This is a genomic window from Paraburkholderia bannensis NBRC 103871, from assembly GCF_000685015.1.
Lineage (GTDB): Bacteria > Pseudomonadota > Gammaproteobacteria > Burkholderiales > Burkholderiaceae > Paraburkholderia > Paraburkholderia bannensis.
The window spans coordinates 154,288-179,159 of sequence record NZ_BAYA01000018.1 but is presented as its reverse complement, the minus strand read 5'-3'; the positions used below and the strand labels follow the sequence as shown (position 1 = coordinate 179,159).

General features: G+C 65.3%; 21 protein-coding genes. 12 read left to right on the top strand and 9 right to left on the bottom strand.

The window, feature by feature from the left end; genetic code table 11:
• Positions 1 to 250 precede the first annotated feature (250 nt).
• A complete protein-coding gene (gene phbB / locus BBA01S_RS25990) occupies positions 251 to 994 on the top strand; it encodes an acetoacetyl-CoA reductase (RefSeq protein ID WP_084162549.1) in 744 nt (247 codons plus the stop codon).
• Between the two features lie 111 nt (positions 995 to 1,105).
• On the opposite strand, the gene BBA01S_RS25985 is transcribed toward phbB, so the two are convergent.
• Positions 1,106 to 2,338 (bottom strand): MFS transporter, encoded by a 1,233-nt coding sequence (locus BBA01S_RS25985; protein ID WP_084162548.1) that lies wholly within the window; start codon positions 2,336 to 2,338, stop codon positions 1,106 to 1,108.
• An 885-nt stretch (positions 2,339 to 3,223) separates the two neighbouring features.
• Between BBA01S_RS25985 and BBA01S_RS42835 the strand changes: the two genes are divergently transcribed.
• Together BBA01S_RS42835 and BBA01S_RS25975 are read left to right on the top strand one after the other, a co-directional pair.
• Entirely contained in the window at positions 3,224 to 3,808 is a 585-nt protein-coding gene (locus tag BBA01S_RS42835) for an H-NS histone family protein (protein WP_042297912.1), read from the top strand.
• Between the two features lie 209 nt (positions 3,809 to 4,017).
• On the top strand, positions 4,018 to 5,127 hold the full coding sequence (locus BBA01S_RS25975) for an extracellular catalytic domain type 1 short-chain-length polyhydroxyalkanoate depolymerase (RefSeq protein WP_027818997.1): 1,110 nt from the start codon (positions 4,018 to 4,020) through the stop codon (positions 5,125 to 5,127).
• Positions 5,128 to 5,181: 54 nt separating this feature from the next.
• Here the strand turns inward: BBA01S_RS25975 and BBA01S_RS25970 are convergent, their stop codons facing one another.
• The 4 genes from BBA01S_RS25970 to BBA01S_RS25955 all read right to left on the bottom strand — a co-directional run bounded on the left by BBA01S_RS25970 (position 5,182) and on the right by BBA01S_RS25955 (position 10,611).
• Positions 5,182 to 7,482 carry a xanthine dehydrogenase family protein molybdopterin-binding subunit gene (locus BBA01S_RS25970; protein ID WP_042297911.1) on the bottom strand — a complete coding sequence of 767 codons (2,301 nt, stop codon included), beginning with the start codon at positions 7,480 to 7,482 and terminating at the stop codon, positions 5,182 to 5,184.
• A complete protein-coding gene (locus BBA01S_RS42830; protein ID WP_042297910.1) occupies positions 7,479 to 8,006 on the bottom strand; it encodes a (2Fe-2S)-binding protein in 528 nt (175 codons plus the stop codon). Before BBA01S_RS42830 ends, BBA01S_RS25970 begins: the two co-directional genes overlap by 4 nt.
• Positions 8,003 to 9,295: a cytochrome c gene (locus BBA01S_RS25960; RefSeq protein ID WP_027818995.1), complete on the bottom strand. Its 1,293-nt coding sequence runs from the start codon at positions 9,293 to 9,295 to the stop codon at positions 8,003 to 8,005. The genes BBA01S_RS42830 and BBA01S_RS25960 overlap by 4 nt, the downstream gene beginning before the upstream one ends.
• A 74-nt stretch (positions 9,296 to 9,369) precedes the next feature.
• Complete coding sequence (locus tag BBA01S_RS25955; RefSeq protein WP_027818994.1) at positions 9,370 to 10,611, bottom strand: MFS transporter; 1,242 nt, start codon at positions 10,609 to 10,611, stop codon at positions 9,370 to 9,372.
• 293 nt (positions 10,612 to 10,904) lie between these two features.
• Here BBA01S_RS25955 and BBA01S_RS25950 point away from each other — a divergent pair, with 293 nt between their 5' ends.
• Complete coding sequence (locus BBA01S_RS25950) at positions 10,905 to 11,816, top strand: LysR family transcriptional regulator (protein ID WP_027818993.1); 912 nt, start codon at positions 10,905 to 10,907, stop codon at positions 11,814 to 11,816.
• 24 nt (positions 11,817 to 11,840) lie between these two features.
• Here BBA01S_RS25950 and BBA01S_RS25945 read toward each other — a convergent pair whose 3' ends face one another.
• Positions 11,841 to 12,527, bottom strand: coding sequence for a response regulator transcription factor (locus BBA01S_RS25945; RefSeq protein ID WP_027818992.1), 687 nt, complete (start codon positions 12,525 to 12,527; stop codon positions 11,841 to 11,843).
• 130 nt (positions 12,528 to 12,657) lie between these two features.
• On the bottom strand, positions 12,658 to 13,623 hold the full coding sequence (locus BBA01S_RS25940; protein ID WP_027818991.1) for a helix-turn-helix domain-containing protein: 966 nt from the start codon (positions 13,621 to 13,623) through the stop codon (positions 12,658 to 12,660).
• 432 nt (positions 13,624 to 14,055) lie between these two features.
• On the opposite strand from BBA01S_RS25940, the gene BBA01S_RS42825 reads away from it, so the two are divergent.
• The 8 genes from BBA01S_RS42825 (at position 14,056) to BBA01S_RS25900 (ending at position 22,896) form a co-directional block, all read left to right on the top strand.
• Positions 14,056 to 15,513 (top strand): winged helix-turn-helix domain-containing protein, encoded by a 1,458-nt coding sequence (locus BBA01S_RS42825; RefSeq protein ID WP_042297908.1) that lies wholly within the window; start codon positions 14,056 to 14,058, stop codon positions 15,511 to 15,513.
• A 218-nt stretch (positions 15,514 to 15,731) separates the two neighbouring features.
• A complete protein-coding gene (locus BBA01S_RS25930) occupies positions 15,732 to 16,730 on the top strand; it encodes an alpha/beta fold hydrolase (protein ID WP_042297907.1) in 999 nt (332 codons plus the stop codon).
• A 220-nt stretch (positions 16,731 to 16,950) separates the two neighbouring features.
• Positions 16,951 to 18,846: an amidohydrolase gene (locus tag BBA01S_RS25925; RefSeq protein ID WP_027818989.1), complete on the top strand. Its 1,896-nt coding sequence runs from the start codon at positions 16,951 to 16,953 to the stop codon at positions 18,844 to 18,846.
• Between the two features lie 37 nt (positions 18,847 to 18,883).
• Positions 18,884 to 19,345: a DoxX family protein gene (locus BBA01S_RS42820; protein ID WP_084162546.1), complete on the top strand. Its 462-nt coding sequence runs from the start codon at positions 18,884 to 18,886 to the stop codon at positions 19,343 to 19,345.
• A complete protein-coding gene (locus BBA01S_RS25915; RefSeq protein WP_027818988.1) occupies positions 19,342 to 20,070 on the top strand; it encodes a YoaK family protein in 729 nt (242 codons plus the stop codon). Before BBA01S_RS42820 ends, BBA01S_RS25915 begins: the two co-directional genes overlap by 4 nt.
• Before the next feature lie 68 nt (positions 20,071 to 20,138).
• Positions 20,139 to 21,065 (top strand): VOC family protein, encoded by a 927-nt coding sequence (locus BBA01S_RS25910; RefSeq protein WP_042297928.1) that lies wholly within the window; start codon positions 20,139 to 20,141, stop codon positions 21,063 to 21,065.
• Between the two features lie 41 nt (positions 21,066 to 21,106).
• Positions 21,107 to 22,525, top strand: a complete 1,419-nt coding sequence (locus BBA01S_RS25905) for an alginate export family protein (protein WP_245641590.1) — start codon at positions 21,107 to 21,109, stop codon at positions 22,523 to 22,525.
• 59 nt (positions 22,526 to 22,584) lie between these two features.
• Positions 22,585 to 22,896, top strand: coding sequence for a hypothetical protein (locus BBA01S_RS25900; protein ID WP_027818985.1), 312 nt, complete (start codon positions 22,585 to 22,587; stop codon positions 22,894 to 22,896).
• 15 nt (positions 22,897 to 22,911) lie between these two features.
• On the opposite strand, the gene BBA01S_RS42815 is transcribed toward BBA01S_RS25900, so the two are convergent.
• Together BBA01S_RS42815 and BBA01S_RS25890 are read right to left on the bottom strand one after the other, a co-directional pair.
• Positions 22,912 to 23,985: a helix-turn-helix transcriptional regulator gene (locus tag BBA01S_RS42815; protein WP_042297906.1), complete on the bottom strand. Its 1,074-nt coding sequence runs from the start codon at positions 23,983 to 23,985 to the stop codon at positions 22,912 to 22,914.
• A gap of 47 nt (positions 23,986 to 24,032) precedes the next feature.
• Positions 24,033 to 24,848 (bottom strand): SIR2 family NAD-dependent protein deacylase, encoded by an 816-nt coding sequence (locus tag BBA01S_RS25890; RefSeq protein ID WP_042297905.1) that lies wholly within the window; start codon positions 24,846 to 24,848, stop codon positions 24,033 to 24,035.
• Positions 24,849 to 24,872 lie beyond the last annotated feature (24 nt).

Genomic DNA, 24,872 nt, shown 5'->3' with positions numbered 1-24,872 from the left:
GATGCTTGCGTAAGCAACGAGTGGCGTCCGCCGGGGGGCTTTTAGGCGGCGGACGACTCCGTATAAAGCAGTAAAAGCTGTATTCGATTTAGCAAAAAGTTCGCGCATCATTTGATGCAAACTAGAAATCGCGCGATCCATGCCGCGCAATCTTCGTGCCCCATGCGAAGATTCCGGCCCTCGTAAGACGCGGCGCTTTCGATAGGGCGCTGCGAGGACCATTGATTATCTTCTCTCGCGGATATACAGGATGACTAAGCGTATTGCATTGGTAACGGGTGGTATGGGCGGCCTTGGCGAGGCCATCAGCGTTCGTCTGCACGACGCAGGCTACAAGGTCGTGGTGACGCACTCGCCGGACAACGCAGGGGCAAAGGACTGGTTGGCGCGCCAGCAGGACGCTGGTCGCGATTTTCATGCGTACTCGATCGACGTGGCCGATTACGATTCGTGCCAGCGCGGCGCGAAGAAGATTCAAAACGAACTCGGCCCGGTCGACATCCTGATCAATAACGCGGGCATCACCCGCGACATGACGTTCCGCAAGCTCGACAAGGTCAATTGGGACGCCGTGCTGCGCACGAATCTCGATTCGATCTTCAATATCTCGAAGCCGCTGTGCGACAGCATGGTGGAGCGCTCGTGGGGGCGCATCATCAATATCTCGTCGGTGAACGGCTCGAAGGGCGCGGTCGGCCAGACCAACTACGCCGCGGCGAAGGCGGGCATGCACGGCTTCACGAAGTCGCTGGCGCTGGAAGTGGCGCGCAAGGGCGTGACGGTCAACACGATTTCGCCGGGTTACCTGGCGACGAAAATGGTGACTTCGATTGCCCAGGATATTCTCGACACGAAGATCCTGCCGCAGATCCCGATGGGCCGCCTGGGCAATCCGGAAGAAGTGGCGGCGCTCGTGCTGTTCCTGTGCTCGGATGAAGCCAGCTTCGTGACGGGCGCGAATATCCCAATCAACGGCGGCCAGCACATGCAGTAACCGCATTAAGTAACCGCATTAAGCAGTTCGGCCGCGCAGCGCAGCTACGCGGCCAACCATCGATTCATTCGCGCCGGCAACGTCAAAGTGCCGGCGCTTTTTTATTGCCGCTTATTTCGCGGCTTTACGGTCGAGCGCGAACGAAATCATCAGCACGACAATGCCGAGCGCGGCGAGAATTGCGCCGACCCAACCCGTCGCCAGCCAGCCGAAGCCCGCCGCGATCACGATGCCGCCCAGCCAGGCGCCCAGCGCATTGGCGATATTGAACGCGCTGTGATTGAGCGCGGCGGCGAGCGATTGCGCGTCGCCTGCCACGTCCATGAGGCGCGACTGGAAAGCGGGCGTGCAGGCGGAGCCAAAGCCGACGCAGAACAGCACCGGCAGCATCAGCCACAAATGCGGCGCGGCAACGACGAACACCAGCAGCACGACCGCCGTAAACGCGTACATGCCGAGCATCGTGCGCTTGAGCCAGCGATCGGCAAACCAGCCGCAAGCCATATTGCCGATGATCATGCCAAGGCCGATCAGCGCGAGCGCCCAGGGCACGTGATAGCTCGGCAGATGCGTGACTTCGGTAAGCGTGGACGCCACATAGCTGTAAACGGAAAAAATCCCGCCAAACCCGACCGCCGACGCCAGCAGCGTGAGCAACACCTGCGGACGGCCCAGCGCGCCCAGTTCGGTGAGCGGACTGGCCTTGCTCGACATCGGCAAGGTCGGCACCGAATACGCGATCATGCCCGCCGTGATCAACGCGATCACCGCGACCGACGCGAAGCAGGCCTGCCAGCCGAGCAGCTGGCCGAGCCAGGTGGCGGCGGGCACGCCAATCACGTTCGCCACGCTCAAGCCGAGCATGACCTTGCCGATTGCCGCGCCGCGTTTATGCGGCGGCACCAGCGCGGCTGCGGCGAGCGCCGCGAGACCGAAATACGCGCCATGCGGCAGGCCGGCAATGAAGCGGCTCACGAGCGCAAACCCATAGCTATGGAAAATCGCCGTCGCGCCATTGCCGATCGCATAGAGCAGCATCAGCACGATCAGCAGCGCGCGGCGCGGCATTCTTGCAAGCAGCACGGTGATGAGCGGCGCGCCGACCACGACGCCGGCGGCATAGGCGCTGATCATGTGCCCTGCGTCGGGAATGGAGACGTGCAGGTCGCCGGCCATTTCCGGAAGAATGCCCATGGCGGCGAATTCAGCCGTGCCGATTGCAAAGCCGCCCAGCGCGAGCGAGAGTTCGGCGAGACCGAGTCCATGCGGTGGCTCGATAAGCGGCGGCGTGCCGCCCGTTTCGGCAGCCTGGGCGCGAAGAGGAGTTTCTACAGGTGCATTCATCGGTTAGGTCTAAAGCAAGGTCTAAAGCAGTCGAAAAGCGTGGGCCGGATATTGATGTGATGGAATGTGATCGATAACACCGTCTGTGCAAGCATGAGCCGGGCGGTCAATTTCCCAATCGGCGACTACCGGGTGGAGGAAGGCTGCCGTTGATGATGACGCAGGCGTATGGCGCAATGGCGTCGCATGGTGCGAACAGAAACGACAGGAAGCGACACACAAGACCTCAACCGTATGCATCGTATGCAAGGTTCGGTCAGTTCAGGCTGGGTGAAAAAACAACAGCGGTCAGCGGAATCGAAACACAGAAGGTCGCACGGCAACGCCATCTGCAAGGTGTATTTTAGATCATCTGATGTATTGGCGCAGAGTGCGTCACGCACGCCCAGCGACACGCAGCGCGACGAAATCCATTCCACGGCGCTCGCGCAAACTCCGCGCCATTGCTTTTGCCAGACAACTAGCCTTTAGGTGTATTGCCAATAATTGCACACGCACGGCGAGCTACGCGCTCGGGCAAGCAACAGCAGTGCTGCTTTGAAACTGTTCGCGGCCACCCAGGAAGTTTCATTTTTTCAAACTCTGTATCCTGAACTTTGAAAGCATTTCGTCCACGCTATTTTTCGGTTTTTAGAGAGAGCAAGAGCGTTCAAGCGAGATCGAAAGTAACCGGATGAAAGGAATCGGAAAAATTTCCTGGTCATTTAAGCGCTAGTGGGCCTGCGAATTGCTGAATGTCATTCAATGAGTTTGCACCTGCGGGCTCTTTACCGCCATAATCCGGTTGCCACGATGGCAATTGCCGATATGGACCAGGCCAAACTTCGCCATGCAAACGAAGTTTCTACAGGCGTCTGGAGACGAAATCCGATAAGGGAGGTGAGTATGGTGACTTTGGACGCGATCAACCTGAAGATCGCAAAGCTGCAAAAACAGGCGGACATGCTTTCGCAAAAGCAGGCGTCGGTGGGTCTCACGAAGATTCGTGACCTAATGCACAAGCATGGCTTGAGCGTCGCCGATATCGAAACCTTCGTCGGCAAGAAGCGCGGCCGCAAGCCGGGCGCGAAGGCTGCCAATGGCGTGGCAAAAGCGCCGCGCGCTTCGGTGCATCACGTGGCGCCGAAATACGCCGATCCGAAAACCGGCGCGACGTGGACTGGCCGTGGCCGTGCACCGCTGTGGATTCGCGACGTCAAGGATCGCTCGAAATTCCTGATTGAAGGCGCAACGGCGGCTGCCGCACCGAAGGCTGCGGCCAAGACGACCGGCGCCAAGCGCGGCCCGAAGCCGGGCTTCAAGCGCGCAGCGGCAAAGTCCGCAGCAGCGACGAAGACCGGCGTGGCAAAGCGCGGCCGCAAGGCGGCGACTAGCGCTGCCGCTCCCGCTCCGGCAAAGAAGACGCGTGCGCCGCGCAAGCCGCGCGCCGTTGCCGAGCAAGCGGCTGCCGCTCCGGCCGCAGCGGCTTAACGCGCACAAAGGCCGGCCGCCTCGATTGGCGTAACCGGCCTTTACCGTGGGTGCCGTGAGCGGCTGCAACACCGCTCGCGTCATCTGCTCGATTGGGTTTACCGTACTCCAGTATTGGCTGAATTCGCCGGGCGTTCATTGCGGACGCCCGGGCTATTTGCGGCTCTTTGCTGTTCTTGCCGCGCCGCTTCGCTGTCACCGCCCACGCCATGCCCAGGAAAAAATCCAGCGTCTGGCTTCGAGGTTTAGACCTGCTCGCAAGCGTCATGGCGCCGCCGAAGAAAAAGGCTACCCGGCGTAAAACCGCAGCCGTCAAGATCTCCACAAACGCCACCGTCAAGCGCGCAAAGCGCGTTTCATCCACGGCGGGAGCGCCTGCAAGCGCAACGCCAAAATCCCGTTCAAAAGCGCCGGAAAAGGTATTGCCAGGCCGCTGGCTCCGCTCGTTTCATTCCGCGCCGCCCACTGCCGGGCGTCTCGTCAATCATCTCGCCTACGCGCTGTATTTACCCGAAACCAGCGCTTCTACCGTTAATTTGCCGCTCGTCGTGATGCTGCACGGCTGCAAACAAACGGCTGAATCGTTTGCGCGCGGCACCCGTATTTGCCAGCGCGCAGAGCGTGCGGGTTTTGCGGTTCTATTACCCGAGCAGGCAAAAACGGCGCATGCGCAAGGCTGCTGGCATTGGCATGACGATCCCGCCAATACCGAAGCGCCAGCGGTCGCTTCGCTGGTCGAAGCGATCGTCGGCGAATATGGCTTTGACGCGCAGCGGGTCTATCTCGCGGGGATTTCGGCGGGCGCGGGCCTGGCGACGGCTTTGGCGATTGCCGATCCGCGTTTGTTTGCCGCAATCGGGCTGCATTCGGGGCCGGTATTTGGCGCGGCGACGTCCACCATGACGGCAATGAGCGTGATGCGCCGGGGCACGCGGGACAACCCGGTGCAGCTGATCGACACGCGCGTGGACGTGAATCACTATCCCGGCATGCCAACCGTGATCGTGCACGGCGAACTCGACGCGGTCGTCACAAAGCGTAATGCGGAGCAATTGACGCTTCAGTTCGCGCGCTTGAACCGGCTGGTCGATGCGCAAGGCGAATTGCGCGTGGGCGAGGAGCGCTTTTATAGCCGCGATGGCGCGGATTACATCGACTATGTAAAAGGCGGGCGCAACGTGGTGCGGCAATGCATCGTGCGCGGCCTTGGGCACGCGTGGAGCGGCGGCGATCCCAGCGAGCCGTTTCATTCGGCGCGCGGGCCGGACGCCACGGCGCTACTGTGGAATTTTTTCCGGCGTCAGCGCCGAATTACCTAGGCGTCGCGCCGGATTAAAACCTCGGGCCGCGCTCGGGCCGAGTTTAAGGCGCGCTTAAACCTCAATCAAGCGCCGCAATCTGTCGCCCGCGAGCGGCATTTCGCGCACGCGCTGACCGGTCGCATCGAATAGCGCGTTGCCCAGTGCGCCCGCCGTCGGCCCCATCGACGCTTCGGCCGCGCCCAGAAACGGTGCGCCGGGCCGGTCGATCAAATGTACGTTGAGGCTTTTCGGCACCGACGAATACCGCAGGATCGGATAGCTGCTCCAGTCGAAACTGCGAATGCGTTCGGTATCAAAGCGTAACGATTCGTGCAGCGTCCAGCTTGCCGATTGAATCACGCCGCCTTCAATCTGGTTGCGGATGCCGTCCGGACTGACGATCTGGCCGGAATCCACGGCGACTTCTGCATGTTCCAGCGTGACTTGCCCGGTTTCCGGTTCGACGGAAATCTCAACGGCGATCGCCACATACGCCATCAGATTCTTGTACCTGGCGAAACCAAAACCCACACCGCGATTGCGCGCGCGTGGCGGCCTGGGCCAGCCGAAGTGCTGCGCCGCCAGTTGAATGACGTCGCGCGCGCGCGGGTCGGCCATATGCCTCAGACGAAACTCCACGGGATCGACACCGGCGGCGTGGGCCAGTTCGTCCATGAAGCTTTCGATTGCGAAGATATTGGTGTGCGCGCCAAGCGAGCGCATCGCCGAGGTTTGCAGCGGCATGGTCGGCGAGAAGTGATTCATCACCTCGATATTGGGCAGCGCGTAGAGCGGAATGGCGTTGCGGTCGCCGCCGCCCTCGGGCTGCACCATCGGCTCGGACGGTGCGGGTACGAAAGGCTTTTCCAGCATGCGCGCGGGCAGCAGTCGCCCCGCGTTGACGATGCGCTCGTTGTGCGAACTGCTCCACAGCGCGTACTGCCAGTCGACGATGCGGCCTTGCGCGTCGAGCGAGGCGCGTACTTCGGTGACCATCGCGGGGGTGAAATGATCCCACGTGTGTTCCTGCTCGCGCATCCACTGCACGCGAACCGGATGGCCCGGCATGGCGTGGGCGATCAGTGCGGCGTGCGTGGCCACGTCGTCCGCGCCGTTGTGGCCGTAGCAGCCGGAGCCTTCGGTGTGGATGCAGCGCACGTCGTCTTTTGGCATCGACAGCATTTCGGCAAGCGCGTCGCGCAGCGGATAGACGCCCTGCGAATGCGTCCAGACCGTGAGCTTGCCGTTCTCCAGTTGCGCCACCGCGCAAGACGGGCCAATCGAGCCGTGCAGCAAATAGTCCTTCAGAAACGTGGCGTGCAGCGTCTTGACGGCGGGCGCGGCAGGCGTGTGCTGGCTGGCGATGGGGATGTCGCGCGTGGCGATGCGCTTGAGGTCGCGATGCACCGCGGCCGGATCGGGCAGCGCGCGTCCCGGCGTCCAGCGGCAACTCGCGCTCAGGGCGCGCTGTGCCACGACGGCCTGCCATTCGCCGCTCGCCACCACGGCGAGCACGCTGCCATCGCGCACGATCTTCACCACGCCCGGCATCTTGCCGATGGCGGCTTCGTCGAAGCCCAGTAGTTTCGCGTCGTAGACCGGCGGCATGACCACGCGCGCGTGCAGCATGCCGGGCAACTGCATATCTTGTACGTAGCTCGCGCCGCCCGTCACCTTGCCGGGAATATCGACGCGCGGCAGCGACGTGCCAATCACGCGGAACGTGCTCGGATCCTTGAGCGGCGAAACCGGCTCGGCATTGCGATGCAGGTCGACGAGCGAGACGGCTGCGCCATAGCTGATCGTGCGGCCATCGGGCGCGCGGATCACGCCGTCCTGTGCGCTCAGCGTATTCCCTGGTATGCCGAAGTGTTTTGCCGCCGCATCCATCAGCAGGCCGCGCACCTGCGCCGCCGCGTTGAGCAATGCGCTGCCGCTATCGGCGATGGTGTGGCTGCCGGCGGTCAGCCCTTCATCGGGCGAGGCTCCCGTGTCCGCCGTCAGGAAGGTAATGAGCGAGGGCGTCATGTTCAGCTCCTCGGCGGCCACCTGGAGCAGGGCGGTGCGCACGCCCGTGCCCAGCTCCACCTTGCCGGTGAACACGGTTACGTGGCCGTCGGGCGCAATCTTGATCCACGCATCCAGCAGCGGATTGGTCTTGAGGCTGCCCGCCAGCGCCTGGGTCTTGCGCGAGACCGTGATGGCCTTGCCTTCATCGGCGATGACCTGCTGCGCGAAGACATCGACGCCCGGAACCAGGCTGAAAGCGACGAACAGCGCGCCCGAGCGCATGAAACGGCGGCGGCCCGGGTCGATCGGCTCAATCGCCGCAAGCGGCTCGTGCGGGTCGAATGCGTTATCGGAATGGCTCATTCTTTGTGCGCCTCCACGGTCGCCGACGCCGCAAGCGGTTGCGAGCGCAACGTTTCAGAACGTGTATCGGGCAAACCCGCCACTTCGCGCACTGCCGCAAGGATGCGCATATGGGTGCCGCAGCGGCAGAGGTTGGGCTCCATGTGCTCGCGCAATTCGGCTTCGCTCGGGTGCGGATTGCGTTCGAGCAGCGCCTGCGCGCGCATGATCATGCCCGCGATGCAGTAGCCGCATTGCGCCGCCTGATGCTTGATGAACGCGCGCTGGAGCGCGCCGGGCTGCTGCGTGGTGCCGAGGCTTTCCAGGGTGCGCACCGTGCGTGTGCCGATGGCGCTCACGGGCACGAGACAGGAGAAGGTCGGCTTGCCGTCCAGCAGCACCGTGCAGGCGCCGCATTGACCGAGGCCGCAGCCGAATTTCGCGCCATGCAGATGCAGGTCGTTACGCAGCGCGTAGAGCAGCGGCGTCGACGGATCGATGTCGAGGGTGTGGTTCTGGCCGTTCACGTTGAGCGTCGTAGTCATCGTGCGTTGTCCTGTTGTCTGAGCTGGGCGGCGAGCGCCTGGGCGTCCGGCCATGCGGTTTTTGTCGTGTACGCGCCGCGCAGGTAAGCGGCGAGATCGGCGACCTGGCGGTCGTCGTAGAGCGCGGCGAATGCGGGCATGTAGTTCATGGCGTCCTCGCCGTGCCAGCCGATGCCGTTCAACATCATCTGGATCGCGTTGCGCGGCGTGGCGGCGTTGACCGCGGTGCTGAACGCGAGCGTCGGGCGCTGGCCGATCGCCTGCATCGGCGCAGCGGGGCCGTGACATTGCGCGCAGGAAGCGGCGAAGAGCACCGCGCCGCGCTGTTGCGCCTCGCCCGGCGCGGTGGCGGCCGCCGCAACGTTCACTACGTTCGCCGCGCTCCCCGCGCCCGCAGGCTTTTGAATCGACAGGATGTAGGCCGAGATGGCCTCCACGTCCTCGGGCGGGACGCTCGCCAGGTCGCGCGTGACCGGCAGCATTGGCCCTGCCGCCGCGCCATGTTCGGACGCACGGCCAGTGCGCAGATACGTGACGAGCTGGGCCTGGCTCCACGGCTTCGCGGCTTGCCCGAGCGCATTGAGCGCGGGCGCATCCCAGCCGTCGACGATGCCGCCGTCGAACGCATGGCCGAGCTTTTCGCCGCCAATCGCATTGAGCGGCGAATGGCACGACGCGCAATGGCCCAGTCCATCGACAAGCTGCTTGCCGCGATTCCATTGCGCGTCACGGGTGGCAACTTCATCGTGCGGGCCGGGCCGCAAGAACAGCACGTTCCAGAACGCGACCAGCGGCCTGAAATTGAGCGGAAAAATCAGCGCATTGGGCGGCGTCGTCTGGCTGACCGGCTCGCGGCTCATCAGGTACGCGTAGGCCGCCGCGATGTCGTGATCGGACATGCGCGTGAAATGCACATACGGAAACGCGGGATAAAGCTGATGCCCGTCGCGCGCGATGCCGTGACGCAGGGCGCGCGCGAATGCCGCCTGCGACCACGCGCCGATGCCGGTCTGCACATCGGGCGTGATATTGGTCGCGTAGATCGTGCCGAACGGCGTGGCGAGCGGCAAGCCGCCCGCGAAGGGGCGGCCGCCGGCTTTCGTGTGGCACACGACACAGTCGCCGAGCGCCACCACGCGCGCGCCTTCAAGCTTGAGTTGCGTGCTGAACGCCGTCGGCGCGGGCGGCGCCTGCGGCGCGATGGCCGGTTCGTAGAGCATTGCCGCCACGACCGCGAGACCCGCAATAACGACCCCCGCCGCGCCGATCAACCAGCGTTTGCGGTTCATGGCCGCACCTTCGGGAGCGGCAAGAGATGCGAAAGTGCGGACATCGAAATTTCCCCTGTGAAGAAAGCCGTCGGTTACGCAGCCTGCCCTCGCGCGTGCTTGACCGCATGCGGGCCGCCGACGATCAGAAAGTGCGCGAGCGCGAGCAGCGGAAAGGCCGCGGCGACACCCGCCACGAGCGGCCAGCCGCCGTGTTCGTAGAGCACGCTCGCCATCGCGGAGCCGATTGCGCCGCCCACGAAAATGCTCGTCATATAGAGCGCGTTCAGGCGATTGCGGCTGGCGGCATGCAGCGCGTAGATCTCGCGTTGGCCCAGCACCATGCTCATCTGCACCGCGAAGTCGAGCAGCACGCCGGTCGCCACGAGGCCCGCCACGCCGGTCGAGCTTTGCACCAGCGTCGTGGCGTAAGCGAGCGCGCCCACCACGAGCGCGATCAAGGTCGCGCGCACCGAATGCCCCGCATCGGCAAGCCGTCCGGCGATGGGCGCCGACGTCGCGCCGATTGCGCCGACCAGCGCGAACAGGCCGATGCCGCCCTGCGAGAGACCGTAATGGCGCGTCAGTTCGATGGGCACGGCAGTCCAGAACAGGCTGAACGACGCGAACATGAGGCCCTGATAAAGCGCGCGATGACGCAGCACGGGCATGGTGCGCACGAGATGCAGCAGCGAGCCGATCAGTGCGAAATAGGTCGCGCGATGCTCGGGCTGGCGGCGCGGGATCGTCAGCGCGAGCACGCCGGTCACGAGCGTCATCAGCACCGCCGCCGAGCCGAACACCACGCGCCAGCCGAACCATCCGGCCACCACGCTGGAGATCGGGCGCGCCAGCAGGATGCCGAGCAGCAGCCCGCCCATGATCGTGCCGACGATGCGTCCGCGCGCATGGTCGGGCGCGAGATGCGCGGCGAGCGGCACGAGGATCTGCACGGCGACCGAGCTGAAGCCAATCAGCAGCGACAGCACGAGGAACGCGCCCGCGCCATGCGTGACGGCGGCAGCGGCAAGGCTCGCAATCGAGACGAGCGCGGTGGCGATCATCAGCTTGCGGTTTTCCACCAGGTCGCCGAGCGGCACGATGAAGAACAGGCCGAGCGCATAGCCGATCTGCGTGAGCGAAACGATCAGGCTGGCGGCGCCATTCGACAGGTGCAGCGACGGCGCGACCAACTCGGTGATCGGCTGCGCGTAATAAAGGTTGGCGACGATCGCACCGCAGCTGAAGGCGAACAGTGCGACAAGTCCTGCAGTCAGGTTGGCGGCGGTCTGGCTCGATTCGCCGCCGGTCTTGACTGCGCGCGAAGGCGTAGACATTCCAGGCTCCTTGAACGGATGGATCTCGATGGATCACGACAGCGCAAAGCTTAGGCGCGGGGCGATGGCGCCGGAATATGGCCACGGCGCAAGCTTGCGTTGCGTGGCGCGCAATGAGAGCCGGGCAACTGCGCCACGACAGCAAGCGTGACAGGCCGCGTCTTAAAAATCCTTTGGCGCGACCTTAAAAGAACTGGTGGTGCGCCTGGAAACGCCCGCGAGAGGCAGCGGGAGCGGCCACAGGAAGGGCCGCAGGAGGGGCCAGCGCGCGATGCGCGGGCATAATGGCGCGCATGGATAAACTGCTCGCTCTTACCACGCTGCTCGAAGTCGCCGATAGCGGCGGATTCGCGAAGGCCGCACGACGGCTGGGCGTGGCCACCTCGTCGGTGATGCGGCTGATGGACAGCCTCGAAGCGTCGCTCGGCGTGGCGCTGCTCACGCGTACGCCGCGCCGCGTGAGCCTCACCGACGCGGGCGCGGCCTACGTCGAACAGGTCTCGCGTCTGCTCGACGAACTGGCCGAAGCCGATGAAAGCGTGCTCGATCGCGGCGCGGAAGTGGCGGGCGCGCTACGCATCACCGTGCCGTCTGCCTATTGCCGCGCCGTGCTCGGGCCGCATCTGGCGGCGTTCGTGCGCGAGCATCCACGCGTGTCGCTGGACGTGCTGGTGGCCGATCATTACGTCGATCTCGCGCTGGAGCGCATCGACGTGGCGGTGCGCATTGGCGTGCCGGCAAGCGACCCGCACCTGATCGTGCGCACCTTGCAGGAGAACCCGCGCTGGGTGGTGGCGAACGCCGATTACCTCGCGCGCGCGGGCACGCCCGTCACGCCTGCCGATCTGGCCGGGCACGAATGCGCGCGCATCGGCTACGGCGGAGGCTATCGGGCGCGCCAGGCCTGGAGCTTCGCGCGCGAGCAGGAAGAGGAGTCCGAAGTGGTGAACGTGCGCGGACGGCTCGTGACGAACAACGTCGACATGTTGCGCGACGCCGTGCGCGCGGGACAAGGCGTGGCGTTATTGCCGCAATGGCTCGTGCAGGAAGAAGTCGCCGATGGCGCGCTGGAGCGGCTCTTTGCCGATTATCGCGTCACCGCCCAGGGCCGCGAGGCCGTCGTCTACGCGGCGTGGCTGCCTAATCGCCGCCATTCGAGCAAGGTGCGCGCGCTGCTGGCGTTCGTGCAGGCGCGGCTGGGCTAGCCGCTAGCCGCTAGCCGCTAGCCGCTAGCCGCGAACGGGCGCGGGCATCCATTCCCCGGCGAGCGCCTGCGCAACGCCCAGGCGATGCGCGAGGATCACCAGTTCCGCGAACGAACGCGCCTGCATCTTGCGCATCGCACTGCCGCGATGGATCTTCACCGTGACTTCGCTAATGCCGAGCTCGTCGGCGATCTGCTTGTTCATGCGGCCCGACGCCGCGAGCGACATCACCTCGCGCTCGCGCTGCGACATCGATTCGTAGCGCGCGGCCACATCGTCATTGGCGCGGCTCTGCGCAAGGCGCGCACGGTCGCGCGCGAGCGACGCCGAAATCGCATCGAGAAAATCCTGGTCGCGGAACGGCTTGGTGAGGAAGTCGGTCGCGCCGGCCTTCATCACGCGCACGCTCATCGGCACGTCGCCGTGGCCGGTGATGACGACGACGGGAATCGGGTCGCCCATGCGGTTGAGCGTGTCCTGCAGCGTGAGGCCGCTATTGCCGCGCAGGCGTACGTCGAGCACGAGGCAGCACGGCTCGCCGCCGCGCGTGCAATCCAGGAACGCCTGTGCATTCAGAAAGCCGCGCGCGTCCAGGCCCACCGAGCGCACCAGCATGCAGAGCGCCTCGTTGACGGCCTCGTCGTCGTCGACGATGTAGACCGTCGGCGAGTCGCTGGGAGAAGGGGAAGGGGCGTCGGTGCTGGACTGCAGGTTCACGTGTCGGTTCCGGATGCGCGCATGAATCGGACGGCATGCGTGGGGACATCCTAACGTGGCGTAAACCCGGTGTCTTGTTGGTTATCGGAGCGTTTTGGCGAAAATCGCGCAGCGAATTTTGGGCTCAGGACGCCGTCGCGTTCATCGTCGCATTCTGCCGCCGCCACGCGCCGGGCGCCGTGCCGACCGCTTTCGAGAACATGCGCGTGAAATGCGTCTGGTCGGAGAAACCGCAGGCGTTGGCGATTTCGACGAGCGTGAGCGTGCTGTGCGCGAGCATGCCCTGCGCCTGGGCGATGCGCTGCGCGAGCTGCCATTGATACGGCGTGTAGCCCGTCGAGCCGCGAAACGCACGAATGAAATAGCTCGCCGACAGACGGCATTCGGCGGCGATCGCTTCGACCGAAATGCCCGCGTGCGCGCCCGCGCCGTCGAGCAGCAGTTCCTTGGCGCGCGTCTCCTGCCAGCGCGACAGCGTCGCGCGCCGCTGCGCCGCGCCTGCACTCACGCCGCCGTAGCGCGCGACCAGATGCTGGCCCATCGCAAGGCCAATCTGTTCGAGAAAGAGCGGACTGTGCGCTTCGGGCTGATCGAAGGCGGGCAGCAGCGCGCGGGCGAGATGGCCGAACACGTCGTCGTGCTGGCCAGTCACGCGCGAGAGACCCGTCACGCGATGGCGCGAAGCATCGGCGCCCAGGCGTTCCAGCCACGCACGCGGCACCTCCACGAGCACGAAGTCGAACGAGCCGGACAGGTCGGCGCGATAGTTGTCGTCGAAATCGCGCACATAAAGCGCGTGCTCGCCGAAGTCGTGCGCGCTCGCCGCGCCGTTGCGCATGATGCGCCGCCGGTGGCCGCCTTGCAGCGACACGCCAACCAGAAAGCCGCGATCCTCCGCTGGCGTCTCGACCTGGCCGAAGATGCGCTCGCGTGCATGTTTGCGGTGCAGGTTCAGCTCGCCTGCGTCCAGTTGCTGGCTCAGCGCGAGCCGCTCCAGCGAGCAGCCGAAACCGTCGCGCACGGATGGTGCGGCCTGGGCGGGCGTGGCTTGAGTGGAATGGGCGCGCGGGGAGGGGGTCTCGGTGGTCACGGGCACGATCTCCGGGAGCGTCGATACCGGCGCGGCAAGCCGGCGCCGTCGGACTGGCAGTATAGGGCATGTCATATTTGTTCGCGGCGCCTGTCGTGGATTGACGCGCGGTTGTCAGAAGTTGTCGGGAATATGTCCCGGTCGTGCTATCCCGAGCGCAGACCGCCTAATACCTTCGTATGAGTGGCGCGCGAACCGCGCGCAAGGCGCGTCCAGAAGGCTCGCCGCCCGGGTCGCGGCGCGCGGCGCCCCGATTCGCGTTCTTCCGGTCAGGCGTGCGGGTGTTACCGGTAGCACAGCCACACCTATGGATGATGGAACAAGCGCCGACGAAACCCTACGATTCGCTTAACGACACGATGCAACGGTGTCCGGGCCGCTGCGCGAACGCGCAATAGAGCGAATAACGAGCACAGAGATGGCGAGGAAACCATGCACCAGTTCGACCGGGTGAGCGTGTCGCTGGCCAGCCGCGAACTCTTTCTGGATGGGCAGCCGCATCCACTGAGCGCGCGTGCATTCGACATCCTCGCGCTCCTGATCGAGGCGGACGGCAGCATCGTGTCGAAGGACGATATCTTCCACGCCGTGTGGCCCAGCACCATCGTCATCGACAACAACATTCAGGTGCATATCTCCGCTTTGCGCAAGCTGCTGGGCGGCAAGGACGGCTGGATCCGCACGGTCGCGGGCCGGGGCTACCGGCTCGCCGCGCCAGACCCGCGCGCCGTGGTGCAAGTCGATGCGCCGCGCGCCGCCCCGGCAGCCTGCGCCACGCCTGCACCCGCCCCCGCGCTGCGCAACGACGTCTGGCCGCGCGCCGTGCCCCGCATGGCGCTGATCGGCCGTGACGAGCCGCTCGCCAACCTGCTCGCACTGCTTGAGTGCACCACGCTGCTGACCCTGGTGGGCACGGGTGGCGTGGGCAAGAGCGCGCTCGCGTGCGAACTGGCCTACGCGTACAGCGCGGGCACCGGCGCGGGAATCCGCTACATCGACTTCTGCGCGGAAATGGCGCATTGCGCGGCGCACGCCGTGCCGCGCCTGCCGGACTTCGATCAGGCCGCCGCCCGCCACACGCTGTTTGTGGTGGACGGCTGCGAGAGCGCGATCGACGAGGCGGCGGCGTTCTGCCATGCGCTGGGCGCAGCGTATCCGCAGGCGCGCGTGGTGGCGACTAGCCGCGAGCCGCTGCGGATTGCCGGTGAGCGCGTCTATCGGGTCGCGCCGCTTGCCTTGCCGCCGCATGAGGCGCGCGAGGCGCAAGCTGCGCTTGAGGAGCCGGTGCGCGCGAGTGCCGCCGTGCAGCTATTCCTGCGCCACTTGTGCGCGGGCGACAACGGCAACCCGATGGTCACGCCGCCGCTGGACATGGTAGCCACGCTCTGCCGCCAGCTCGACGGTCTGCCGCTCGCACTGGAGCTGGCCGCGCGCCGCGCCGCGTTGATTGGCGTGGGGCCGCTGCTCGCACAACTCGACACGCAATTGCTGGCGCTGCCCAATGGCCTGCGCGGCGTGCCCGCAAGACAGCGCACGCTGGGCGCGACGCTCGAATGGAGCCATGCGCGGCTCGATGCGACCGAGCAGGCGGTGCTGCGCCGGATCGCGGTGTTCGATAGTGCGTTCGAGCTTGGCGCGGCGATGACGCTGGCCGCCTGCCCCCGCATCGACGCGGATCTCGTGATCGAAGGGCTCAGCGGGCTGGTGTCGAAGTCCCTCGTCACGGCCGAGCCGCACGCGACGACGGCGACCATGCGTTACCGCATGCCGCGCGTGACGCGTGCATTCGCGCTCGACAAACTCGCTCAAGCCGACGAGGCACACTGGCTCACGCGCCATGTGCAAGCTCTGTCCGAATGTCCCGCCGCGTCGCTGGCGTTCGCTGCCTGAATCAGCCGGTTGAATTAAATCCGGCTTTAATCGCAATTCAGGATTCTTCAGGTTTCGATAAGGACTTCTCTTTCTGTCGTCGATAAGCTGCCGTCAGGCATGCGGAATCGTACGGGCTTGCGAATCAACCCCGCCGCATCGCTATTGACCATAACGCACGCCATAACGTGCGCCACGTCGTTCGCACAGCGCGCGACGCATCGACGGAGAGAAACCGCATGACCACGCAACAGACTCACTCGACCCCCGCTTCGACCACGCGCCGCCGCCTGCTTTCCGCGAGCGCCGGCGTGGCCGGCGCCGTTGCCGCCATGTCGAGCCTGAGCGCCAGCGCCGCCGCGTCCGCAGGCGCCACGCCCGGTGCGCACGCGCACGGCACGGGCCACCACCATGGCGGCGGCTTCGTGAACGCGAAGGACGGCACGCCGATCTTCTTCAAGGACTGGGGCACGGGCACGCCGGTGGTGTTCTCGCACGGCTGGCCGCTGTCCGCCGACGCGTGGGACGCGCAGATGCTGTTCCTCGTGAACCAGGGCTACCGCGTGATCGCGCATGACCGCCGTGGCCATGGCCGCTCGGGCCAGCCGTCCGGCGGCAACGATATGGACACCTACGCAGACGACCTGGCCGCCGTGCTCGACGCCCTGGACGTGAAGGGCGCGATGCTCGTGGGCCACTCGACGGGTGGCGGCGAAGTCGCGCACTACATCGGCCGTCACGGTGAAAAGCGCGTCGCCAAAGCCGTGCTGATCGGCGCGGTGCCGCCGATCATGGTGAAGACCGAAGCCAACCCGAACGGCCTGCCGATGTCGGTGTTCGACGGCATCCGCGCCGGTGTCGCCGCGAACCGTTCGCAGTTCTACCTGGATCTCGCCACGCCGTTCTACGGCTTCAATCGCCCGAACGCCAAGGTGTCGCAAGGCCTGGTGCAGGACTTCTGGCGCCAGGGCATGGCCGGTTCGGTCAAAGGCCAGTACGAGTGCATCAAGCAGTTCTCGGAAGTCGACTACACCGAAGACCTGAAGAAGATCTCGGTGCCCACGCTGATCCTGCACGGCGACGACGACCAGATCGTGCCGATCGACGACTCGGCGAAGCTCTCGGCGAAGATCGTCAAGAACGCGACGCTCAAGGTCTACGCAGGCGCGCCGCACGGCATGTGCAGCACGCACGTCGACCAGGTCAACCAGGATCTGCTCGCGTTCCTGAAGGCGTGATCGCGGCGCGGTTAAACGCGCGTTAAATCCGCATTAAAGGTCTTTTCAATCCGTCCGGTAGCGATATCGGGCGGGCTTGCTATTGGCGCGAATAAATCAATCGAATCAATGCTGGTTCACAACTCTTCAGGTTTTCGACAGGACTTTACAGCGGGTGACCTCTAACCTTTGACGCAGCAAGCAAACCCGCACGAAACCCGCATTAAAGAGGAGAGCGTCGATGAGCGCCCTTGATCAACCTCGCCGCATCGCGGACCTAGTGGTCTACAACGGCAAGATTGCCACCCAGGACGAGCGCCGCTCGTTCTCGACCGCGCTGGCTGTCGCCGACGGCAAGATCGTCGCGAGCGGCAACGACCGCGACGTCATGCAATGGGCGCGCGACGGCGCACGCCGTATCGATCTCAATGGCCGCACCGTGATTCCGGGTCTCAACGACTCGCATCTGCACGTGATCCGCGGCGGCCTGAACTTCAACATGGAGTTGCGCTGGGACGGCGTACCGTCGTTGCGCGACGCGTTGCAGATGCTGCGCGAACAGGTCGCCCGCACGCCCGCGCCGCAATGGGTGCGCGTGGTGGGCGGCTGGAACGAATTCCAGTTCGAGGAAAAGCGCGGCCCGACGCTCGAAGAAGTCAACGCGATCGCGCCCGATACGCCGGTCTTCATCCTGCACCTCTACGACAGCGCGCTGCTCAACGCGGCGGCGCTGCGCGCGGCAGGCTACGACCGCGACACGCCGAACCCGCCCGGCGGCGAAATCCAGCGCGACAAGCGCGGCAATCCCACCGGCATGCTGATCGCGCGCCCGAACGCGGGCTTGCTCTACGCGACGCTCGCGAAGGGCCCCAGGCTGGCGCTCGAAGACCAGAAGAATTCGTCGCGCCAGTTCATGCGCGAACTGAACCGCCTGGGCGTGACGAGCGCCATCGACGCGGGCGGCGGCTACCAGGCCTATCCGGACGACTACGAAGTCATCATGGATCTGGCGAAGAACGACCAGCTTACCGTGCGCATCGCCTACAACCTGTTCACGCAGAACGCGAAGCGCGAGATCGAGGACTTCGCGAAATGGGTGAAGTCGACGCGTCCCGGCGATGGCGACGACTTCCTCAAGGTCAACGGCGCGGGCGAAATGCTGGTGTTCTCGGCGGCCGACTTCGAGGACTTCCTGGAGCCGCGCCCCGACCTGCCGGACGGCATGGAGCAGGAACTCGAAGACGTCGTGCGCCTGCTGGTGCAAAACCGCTGGCCGTGGCGTCTGCACGCGACGTACGACGAGTCGATCGAGCGCTTCCTCAATGTGTTCGAGCGCGTGAACAAGGACACGCCCTTCAACGGCCTGCGCTGGTTCTTCGACCACTGCGAGACGATCTCGCAACGCAATATCGAGCGGATCGCGGCGCTGGGCGGCGGCATTGCCGTGCAGCACCGCATGGCTTTCCAGGGCGAGTACTTCATCTCGCGCTATGGCGCGCAAGCCGCCGCGCGCACGCCGCCGGTGCGCCAGATGCTCGAAGCGGGCCTGCCCGTGGGCGCGGGCACCGATGCGACGCGCGTGGCCAGCTACAACCCGTTCGTTTCGCTCTACTGGCTCGTGTCGGGCCGCACCGTGGGCGGCACGCAGATGTATGCGCAGCGCGACCGGCTGGAGCGCATGGAAGCGTTGCGCCGCTACACCGTGGGGAGCGCCTGGTTCTCGAACGACGAGACGAAAAAGGGCGCGCTCGTGCCGGGCCAGTACGCCGATTTCGCGGTGCTGAGCGACGACTTCTTCACGATCGAGGAAGAAGCCATCAAGCACCTGAATTCGGTGCTCACGGTCGTGAACGGCCGGGTCGTCTACGCCGACGCGGAATTCACTTCATACGGGCCGCCCGCACTGCCGGTGAGCCCGTCGTGGTCGCCGGTTGCTGAATTTGGCGGCTATGCGCGCTACAAGCCGGTCGCTGCCAATACAACGAACGCAACACTCGCGCAGTCCTGCAGCGACGCCTGCGTGAACCTGTGCGGCGTGCACAAGCATGCTCACGGCTGGGCGTGGCGCAGCAATGTGCCCGCTGGCGACGCCAACGCGTTCTGGGGTTCGCTCGGCTGCAGTTGTTTCGCGTTTTAAGTTGGGTATTGAGCTTTAAGTCAAGACGAGGTTCGTGATGAAACGTTTCGAGAGCGCCGATATTGCGCTGCTGTTCCTGCGCGTGAGCGCCAGCCTGCTCGTGCTGTTCGTGCACGGCTTGCCGAAAGCGCTGCACGTGCGTGCGCAACTCGGTGCGATCGAAGATCCGTTGCATCTGGGCAGCGCCTTCACGCTCTCGTTCGCGATTTTCGCGGAGGTGGTGTGCCCGGTGCTCATGTTGCTCGGCATCTTCACGCGCCTCGCCGCGCTGCCGATCCTCGTCGTCACGGCGGTCGCGCTCGTGCTGGTGCATCCGGACTGGACGCTCGAACAAGGGCAGTTCGCGTGGATGCTGCTGATCCTGTTCGGCACCGTGGCGATTGGCGGTGCGGGGCGCTGGCGGCTCACGTGGCAAGGCATGCTGCGCGCCGCGCGTCGTTTCCAGCGGCGCCATCTGCTGGGCGCAGACTCCACCAACATTGCGAGCAGCAAGCCATGAGCGCGACCGCAGCAAACAGCAAGGCCGTGCTCGACCCGATGCGCGGCGAGAACACGGTGCTCGCCTTCGTCGCGGGCTTTGTCGATACGCTGGGTTTCGTCGCGCTGTTCGGCCTCTTCACGGCACACGTCACCGGCAACTTCATCATGATCGGCTCGGGCATCGCTGGCGTGAGCGGCGGCCTGCTCATCAAATGGCTGGCGTTCCCCGCGTTCGTGAGCGGCATCGTCGCAGCGCGCGTGCTCGCGGACAGGTTGCACGCGCGACCCCATGCCCTGCGCGTGGGCGCACTCTATGTCATGCAGATCGCGCTGCTGGCGGGCTTCATGATCGCGGGCCTCGCTGCCGCGCCGATCACCAACGCCGATGCGCCGCTCACGATCGCGTGCGGGCTGCTTGGCGCGGCGGGCATGGGCGTGCAGAACGCGCACCCGCGCCTCACGGCGCGCAGCGTCGTCGCCAATACGGTCATGACCGGCAACGTCACGCAGGCCGTGATCGACGTATTCGATCTGCTGACGGGCAGCACGCACGTCGATCGCCGCGAAGTGCGCGAACGCCTGACGCGCACGCTGCCGCCGGTGCTCGCTTTCGGCGTGGGCGCGAGCCTGGGCGCGATTGGCTATCTGGCCGCGTCGTTCTGGGCGCTGATCGTGCCGCTCGCTTTGCTGGGCGCGATTGCCTTCTTTGCCTGCCGCGCGAACGATAAGAGCGCAGCGCCGTAAAACCCTATTCGATTCTTCATCCGGAGCAACACGTGTCTTTCTTCAACCTGAATCGTCCCCTGAGCGCGATGGCGGCCGCTTCGCTCGTCGCCTTCGCGGCGCTGGGGCTGTCCTTCGGCGCGAGCCCGGTTTTCGCGGACGATTCGCAATATCCGGCAAGCGTCGCGCAGACGGGCGCAGTCGCGGTCGGCCCGCAATACGACACGACGCACGTCTACGTCGCGAGCGCCGACATCGACGCCTTCGTCAACAGCTTTCTGGCTACCTTCGGCGGCAAGGCCTCGCCGCGTGCCGTGTTCACGGTCACGCCGACGCCGAGCAAGACCGCATCGCAATACGTGCAGACGCCGGTGGGCATGCTCTCCGTGTTCGCCTTCGAGACGCCGGTGCCGTACCCGTTCGGCAACGAGCGCACGGGCTATCTCGTCACCGATATCGACAAGGCCGTGCACGCCGCGCGCGCGGCGGGCGCGGACGTGATCGTCGAGCCGTTCGACGACCCGATCGGCAAGGACGCGATCATCCAGTGGCCGGGCGGCCTCACGATGCAGCTTTACTGGCACACGAAGGCTCCGTCGTATGCGCCGCTCGAACGGGTGCCGGACAACCGCGTTTATGTATCGAAGTACGAAGCATCCAATTTCGTGCACCGTTTCGTGCGCTTCTCGCACGGCAAGGTGGTCTCGGACAACCGTCACGCCGATGGCGCGGAAATCGGCAAGAACGGCGAAACGATCCGCCGCGTGCGCATCGAATCGGCCTTCGGCAACATGCTCGTGTTCGTGACCGACGGCAAGCTGCCGTATCCGTATGGCCGCGAAACGACGGGTTATGGCGTGACCGACCTGGATGCGACGCTTGAGAAAGCCCAGGCCGCTGGCGTGAAGGTGCTGGTCGCGCCCGCGCAGAACGCGGAAGGCCGCACGACGATGGTCGAATTCCCGGGCGGCTACGTCGCGGAGCTTCATCAACTGGCGAAGGCGCCGGCGAAGTGATTGCGGACATGAACGGCATGCGTTTTCGCTTTTCCTCGTCGATGAAACAGACGACCGCGCTCGCCCTCGTGGCGAGTGCAATAGTGCATGCAGGCGCGGCGCGCGCTCAAACGCAGGCTGCGGAAACACCCGCAGCCGCCTGCAACGCGACGCGTCCGATCCCGAGCTTCAACCGCTGGCAGGAAAACTGGGGCGCGCTGGCGAACCCCTGCGTGCCGCGCAAGCCGCTGGATCGGCTCAAGTACATCCCGCTGTCGAGCGATCCCTCGTGGTATCTCTCGCTCGGCGCGAACCTGCGCGAGCGCTTCGAATTGAACAATACGCCGCTCTTTGGGCTGGGCGGATCGAAGCCCGATAGCTGGGTGATCCAGCGCGCCGAAGTGCATGCCGATGCGCGTTTCGGCGAGCACGTGCAGGCGTTTTTCCAGCTTGAGGACGCGCGACCCTTCGGCAAGGACGCGGTGTCGCCGGTGGACAAGAACCCGCTCGACGTCGAGCAGGCCTTCGTCGCGTTTGTCTACGGCGTCGGCCCTGGCACGTTCAAGGCGCGCGTGGGGCGCCAGGAAATGGCGTTCGACTTGCAGCGTTTCGTGTCCGTGCGCGACGGCCCGAACGTGCGCCAGGCGTTCGACGCATTGTGGGCCGATTATGAAATCGGCAAATGGCGCTTTATCGGCTATCTGACGCAGCCGGTGCAGTACCGCGATGTCGATACTTTCGACGACGTCTCGAACAAACATCTGAAGTTCAGCGGCGTGCGCATGGAGCGTTCGAGCCTGGGGCCGGGCGACCTGTCTGCGTACTGGTCGCGCTACGAGCGCGACAACGCGCGCTTTATCGGTGCGAGCGGCGACGAACGGCGCGATGTGTTCGACGCGCGCTATGCGGGCAAGAGCGCGCCGTTCGACTGGGACGTCGAAGCGATGGCGCAGACGGGCCACGTGGGCGCGGCGACAGTCGGCGCGTGGGCGTTCGGCGCGCTGGGCGGCTATACGTTCGCCGCGCTGCCGGGCACGCCGCGACTGGGCGTGCAGGTCGATGGCGCGTCGGGCGAGCACCATCCCGGCGATGGCCACGTGGGGACGTTCAATCCGCTCTTTCCGAACGGCTATTACTTCACGCTGGCCGGTTATACGGGTTACAGCAACCTGATTCACGTGAAGCCTTCGCTCACGTTCAAGCTCACGCCGAAGCTCACGCTGATGACGGCGCTGGGGTTCCAGTGGCGCGACACGACCCAGGACGCGGTCTACGGCCAGGGCATGGCGACGGTGCCTGGCACCGCAGGCAAGGGCAATCTGTGGACAGGGATGTACGCGCAGGTGCGCGCCGACTGGATCGTCAACGACAACGTGGCACTGGCGCTGGAAGCGGTGCATTTCGAAGTGGGCGATTCGCTGCGGGCGCTGGGTGCGCGTAACGCCGATTACGTCGGCGTCGAAGCAAAGCTCGCGTGGTGAGCGTGACGGATCAACGCGAGAAGGGAAACAACGAATGCGCTTATCGACAGGGGAAAAACGTGAACACGCCACTGCAGAGTATTGAAATGGCGCGGCTCGCCGCCGCGGTGAACGCGAATATCGACGACGCGCGCGTATGGCGCTGGTACAGCGACCTGATGGAGGACGATCGCGTGCGTTGCGAGCGCACGCGGCGCGGCTGGCAGGTCACCGTCGACGACTGCCATACGGTCGAGGACGAATCGTTCGATTGCGCGGTGCGGCTGGCCGCGCAGGCGTGGGGCGATATCGCGCGCGCGCCGGTGAAGCTGCGGCGTCGCCGCAAGACCGCAGCAAGGCCGAGCGTGGCGGCGCTGCCGCAGTTCTGGTGAGGTGAGGCGGCGGGGTTATTCGGGCGCCTGGGCATAGCGCGCCGCCATCGTGCGCGCGCGGGCCGCAAACTCTTCGCGCAGGCTCGCGGGCGCAAGCACCTCGATCGAATCGCTGTGGCTGTGCAGGAAGCGGCGCAGCATGACCGATGGCTTCACGGTTGCGCTCAGCACGAAAGAGAGCCGGTCGGGCGCCCAGTCGATTTGCTGGTTCCTGTGGAGCTTGAATTCGTTGAGCATGTGCTGGGCGGCGCTGCGTGCGTGCGGCGCGCGGCTGGCGTGGATGCGCAACTTGAGTTGAACCGCGGCTTCGGGGTAGAAGTGCAGCGCCTCCTCGATCCGCACATAGGCGTCGAGATTGAAACTGGCGTCGCGCTCGGCGGCGTGGTTGAGCGCTTTCGCGCGTTTGATGCGGTCTAGCCGGAACAGCCGCTTTTCATCTGAACCCGTCTCCCTGGCGACGAGATAGAACACGCCCGCGCGATTGACGATTCCGAGCGGCGAGCAGGCCTCGTAGTGCTGGCTGCTTTGTGGCGCGTCCTGCGGTCTCTGGTAGTCGAAGCTGAGCTTGCGGTCGTGCAGCACGGCATCCGAGACCTGGCGATAGACCTCGATATCGACTGCCGGGTAAATGAGCGGCTGCGCGCCGTCCATGCGCACGAACTTGTGCTTCCAGTCGACGCCCGCGCGGGCGAGCGTGCCTTTTTTTGCCGACCTCAGGCGAGTCCGCGCCTTTTCGAGCGCGGGCTCCAGCCCGGCCATGACCGAGGTCGGCAGGCCTTGATAATGGCAGCGGTCGAGCGAGACGAGCGCAATGGCGAGATTCGTGTCGATATGCGCCTGGCTGCTCAGCATGACCGCGTGGGTGGTCTTGAACCAGCGCGCCCCATTGGTCGCGCCGACCTTGTCGACGTCGGGCGCCATCTTGCCGAGCTGACGACGGATGGTGCGTTCGTGCCACGGCTTGCTTGCGTTGGCCTCGACGAACTCGCGGATCCTGCGAAAAGGGATCCCTTTCTCTGCTGCTGCACTCACGTCTGTGGCGTCCGCCACGTAGGGCAAGACGGACAGCAAAATCTCTTCGAGTTCCATGCTGGCTCGCGTATGGGTCAGGGCGCACGAGTGTAGCGAAACTGGATTCATCGCGTGTAGCGCTCCGCGAGTTCGGTGTCGATGTCTTGAAGCACGTCGAGCGCCTTGCCTTGAAGCGCGACGGTGGCTGTGCCGAAGAGTTCGGCGGGATCGGTATTGATGCGGACAAGCGGCAGCCGCAGGCTTTGCGCGAACATGCGCACGCCGGGCAGCGCGAGCCCGGCGCCGACTTCGATCACGACCGGATTGCGCGGGCCCGCGCGCCACGTCTCCATACGCAGACGTTGTGCGTTGGTGCGCGCCACGACCCACGCCGGGTCTGAGAACAACAGGAAATTGGGCCGTGCCAACGCGCCGCAGCGGCGGCAGCGCGGCAACGTCTGCGCTTTTTTGCTTTGTGCGCCCGCTGGCGCCGCTGGCCAGATGTCCGGCGAGCAGGGGCGAGCGCACTGGAAATGACGTATCGAGCCGTGGCATTCGACGATGCGTCCGGGTGCGAAGCCAGCGTCTTCGAAATGGCCATCCACGTTGCTCGTATAGACGAAGGCGCCGTGAGGCTTGCGGCTCGCCCAGTCGAGCAGCATGGCATGGCCCGCGTGCGGCTCGGTGCTTTCGCAGACGCGCAGCGCTTCGCTGTAAAAGCGCCATGCTTCGGTCGGGTCGGCTTCGAAGCAGCGGCCTTGCGTCCATGCGTGCAGGTCGCGCTCGTGCATGCCTTCGGGCAGCAACGTCGTCCACAGGCCGCGCGAGCCGCGAAAATCGGGCAGGCCTGAGTCCACGCTCATGCCCGCGCCCGCAGCGACGATGAGCGCGTCGGCTTGGGCGATGAGTTGGGCTGCGTAGTGAAGCGCTTTCGTGTCCATTCCCTTTTCCCGGTTGATACGGAA

Bases quoted from the DNA above. Each gene is read 5' to 3' on its own strand.
- phbB (WP_084162549.1), top strand. From the start codon at position 251: ATGACTAAGCGTATTGCATTGGTAACGGGTGGTATGGGCGGCCTTGGC.
- BBA01S_RS25985 (WP_084162548.1), bottom strand. From the start codon at position 2,338: ATGAATGCACCTGTAGAAACTCCTCTTCGCGCCCAGGCTGCCGAAACG.
- BBA01S_RS42835 (WP_042297912.1), top strand. From the start codon at position 3,224: ATGGTGACTTTGGACGCGATCAACCTGAAGATCGCAAAGCTGCAAAAA.
- BBA01S_RS25975 (WP_027818997.1), top strand. From the start codon at position 4,018: ATGCCCAGGAAAAAATCCAGCGTCTGGCTTCGAGGTTTAGACCTGCTC.
- BBA01S_RS25970 (WP_042297911.1), bottom strand. From the start codon at position 7,482: ATGAGCCATTCCGATAACGCATTCGACCCGCACGAGCCGCTTGCGGCG.
- BBA01S_RS42830 (WP_042297910.1), bottom strand. From the start codon at position 8,006: ATGACTACGACGCTCAACGTGAACGGCCAGAACCACACCCTCGACATC.
- BBA01S_RS25960 (WP_027818995.1), bottom strand. From the start codon at position 9,295: ATGAACCGCAAACGCTGGTTGATCGGCGCGGCGGGGGTCGTTATTGCG.
- BBA01S_RS25955 (WP_027818994.1), bottom strand. From the start codon at position 10,611: ATGTCTACGCCTTCGCGCGCAGTCAAGACCGGCGGCGAATCGAGCCAG.
- BBA01S_RS25950 (WP_027818993.1), top strand. From the start codon at position 10,905: ATGGATAAACTGCTCGCTCTTACCACGCTGCTCGAAGTCGCCGATAGC.
- BBA01S_RS42825 (WP_042297908.1), top strand. From the start codon at position 14,056: ATGCACCAGTTCGACCGGGTGAGCGTGTCGCTGGCCAGCCGCGAACTC.
- BBA01S_RS25930 (WP_042297907.1), top strand. From the start codon at position 15,732: ATGACCACGCAACAGACTCACTCGACCCCCGCTTCGACCACGCGCCGC.
- BBA01S_RS25925 (WP_027818989.1), top strand. From the start codon at position 16,951: ATGAGCGCCCTTGATCAACCTCGCCGCATCGCGGACCTAGTGGTCTAC.
- BBA01S_RS42820 (WP_084162546.1), top strand. From the start codon at position 18,884: ATGAAACGTTTCGAGAGCGCCGATATTGCGCTGCTGTTCCTGCGCGTG.
- BBA01S_RS25915 (WP_027818988.1), top strand. From the start codon at position 19,342: ATGAGCGCGACCGCAGCAAACAGCAAGGCCGTGCTCGACCCGATGCGC.
- BBA01S_RS25910 (WP_042297928.1), top strand. From the start codon at position 20,139: ATGGCGGCCGCTTCGCTCGTCGCCTTCGCGGCGCTGGGGCTGTCCTTC.
- BBA01S_RS25905 (WP_245641590.1), top strand. From the start codon at position 21,107: ATGAAACAGACGACCGCGCTCGCCCTCGTGGCGAGTGCAATAGTGCAT.
- BBA01S_RS42815 (WP_042297906.1), bottom strand. From the start codon at position 23,985: ATGGAACTCGAAGAGATTTTGCTGTCCGTCTTGCCCTACGTGGCGGAC.
- BBA01S_RS25890 (WP_042297905.1), bottom strand. From the start codon at position 24,848: ATGGACACGAAAGCGCTTCACTACGCAGCCCAACTCATCGCCCAAGCC.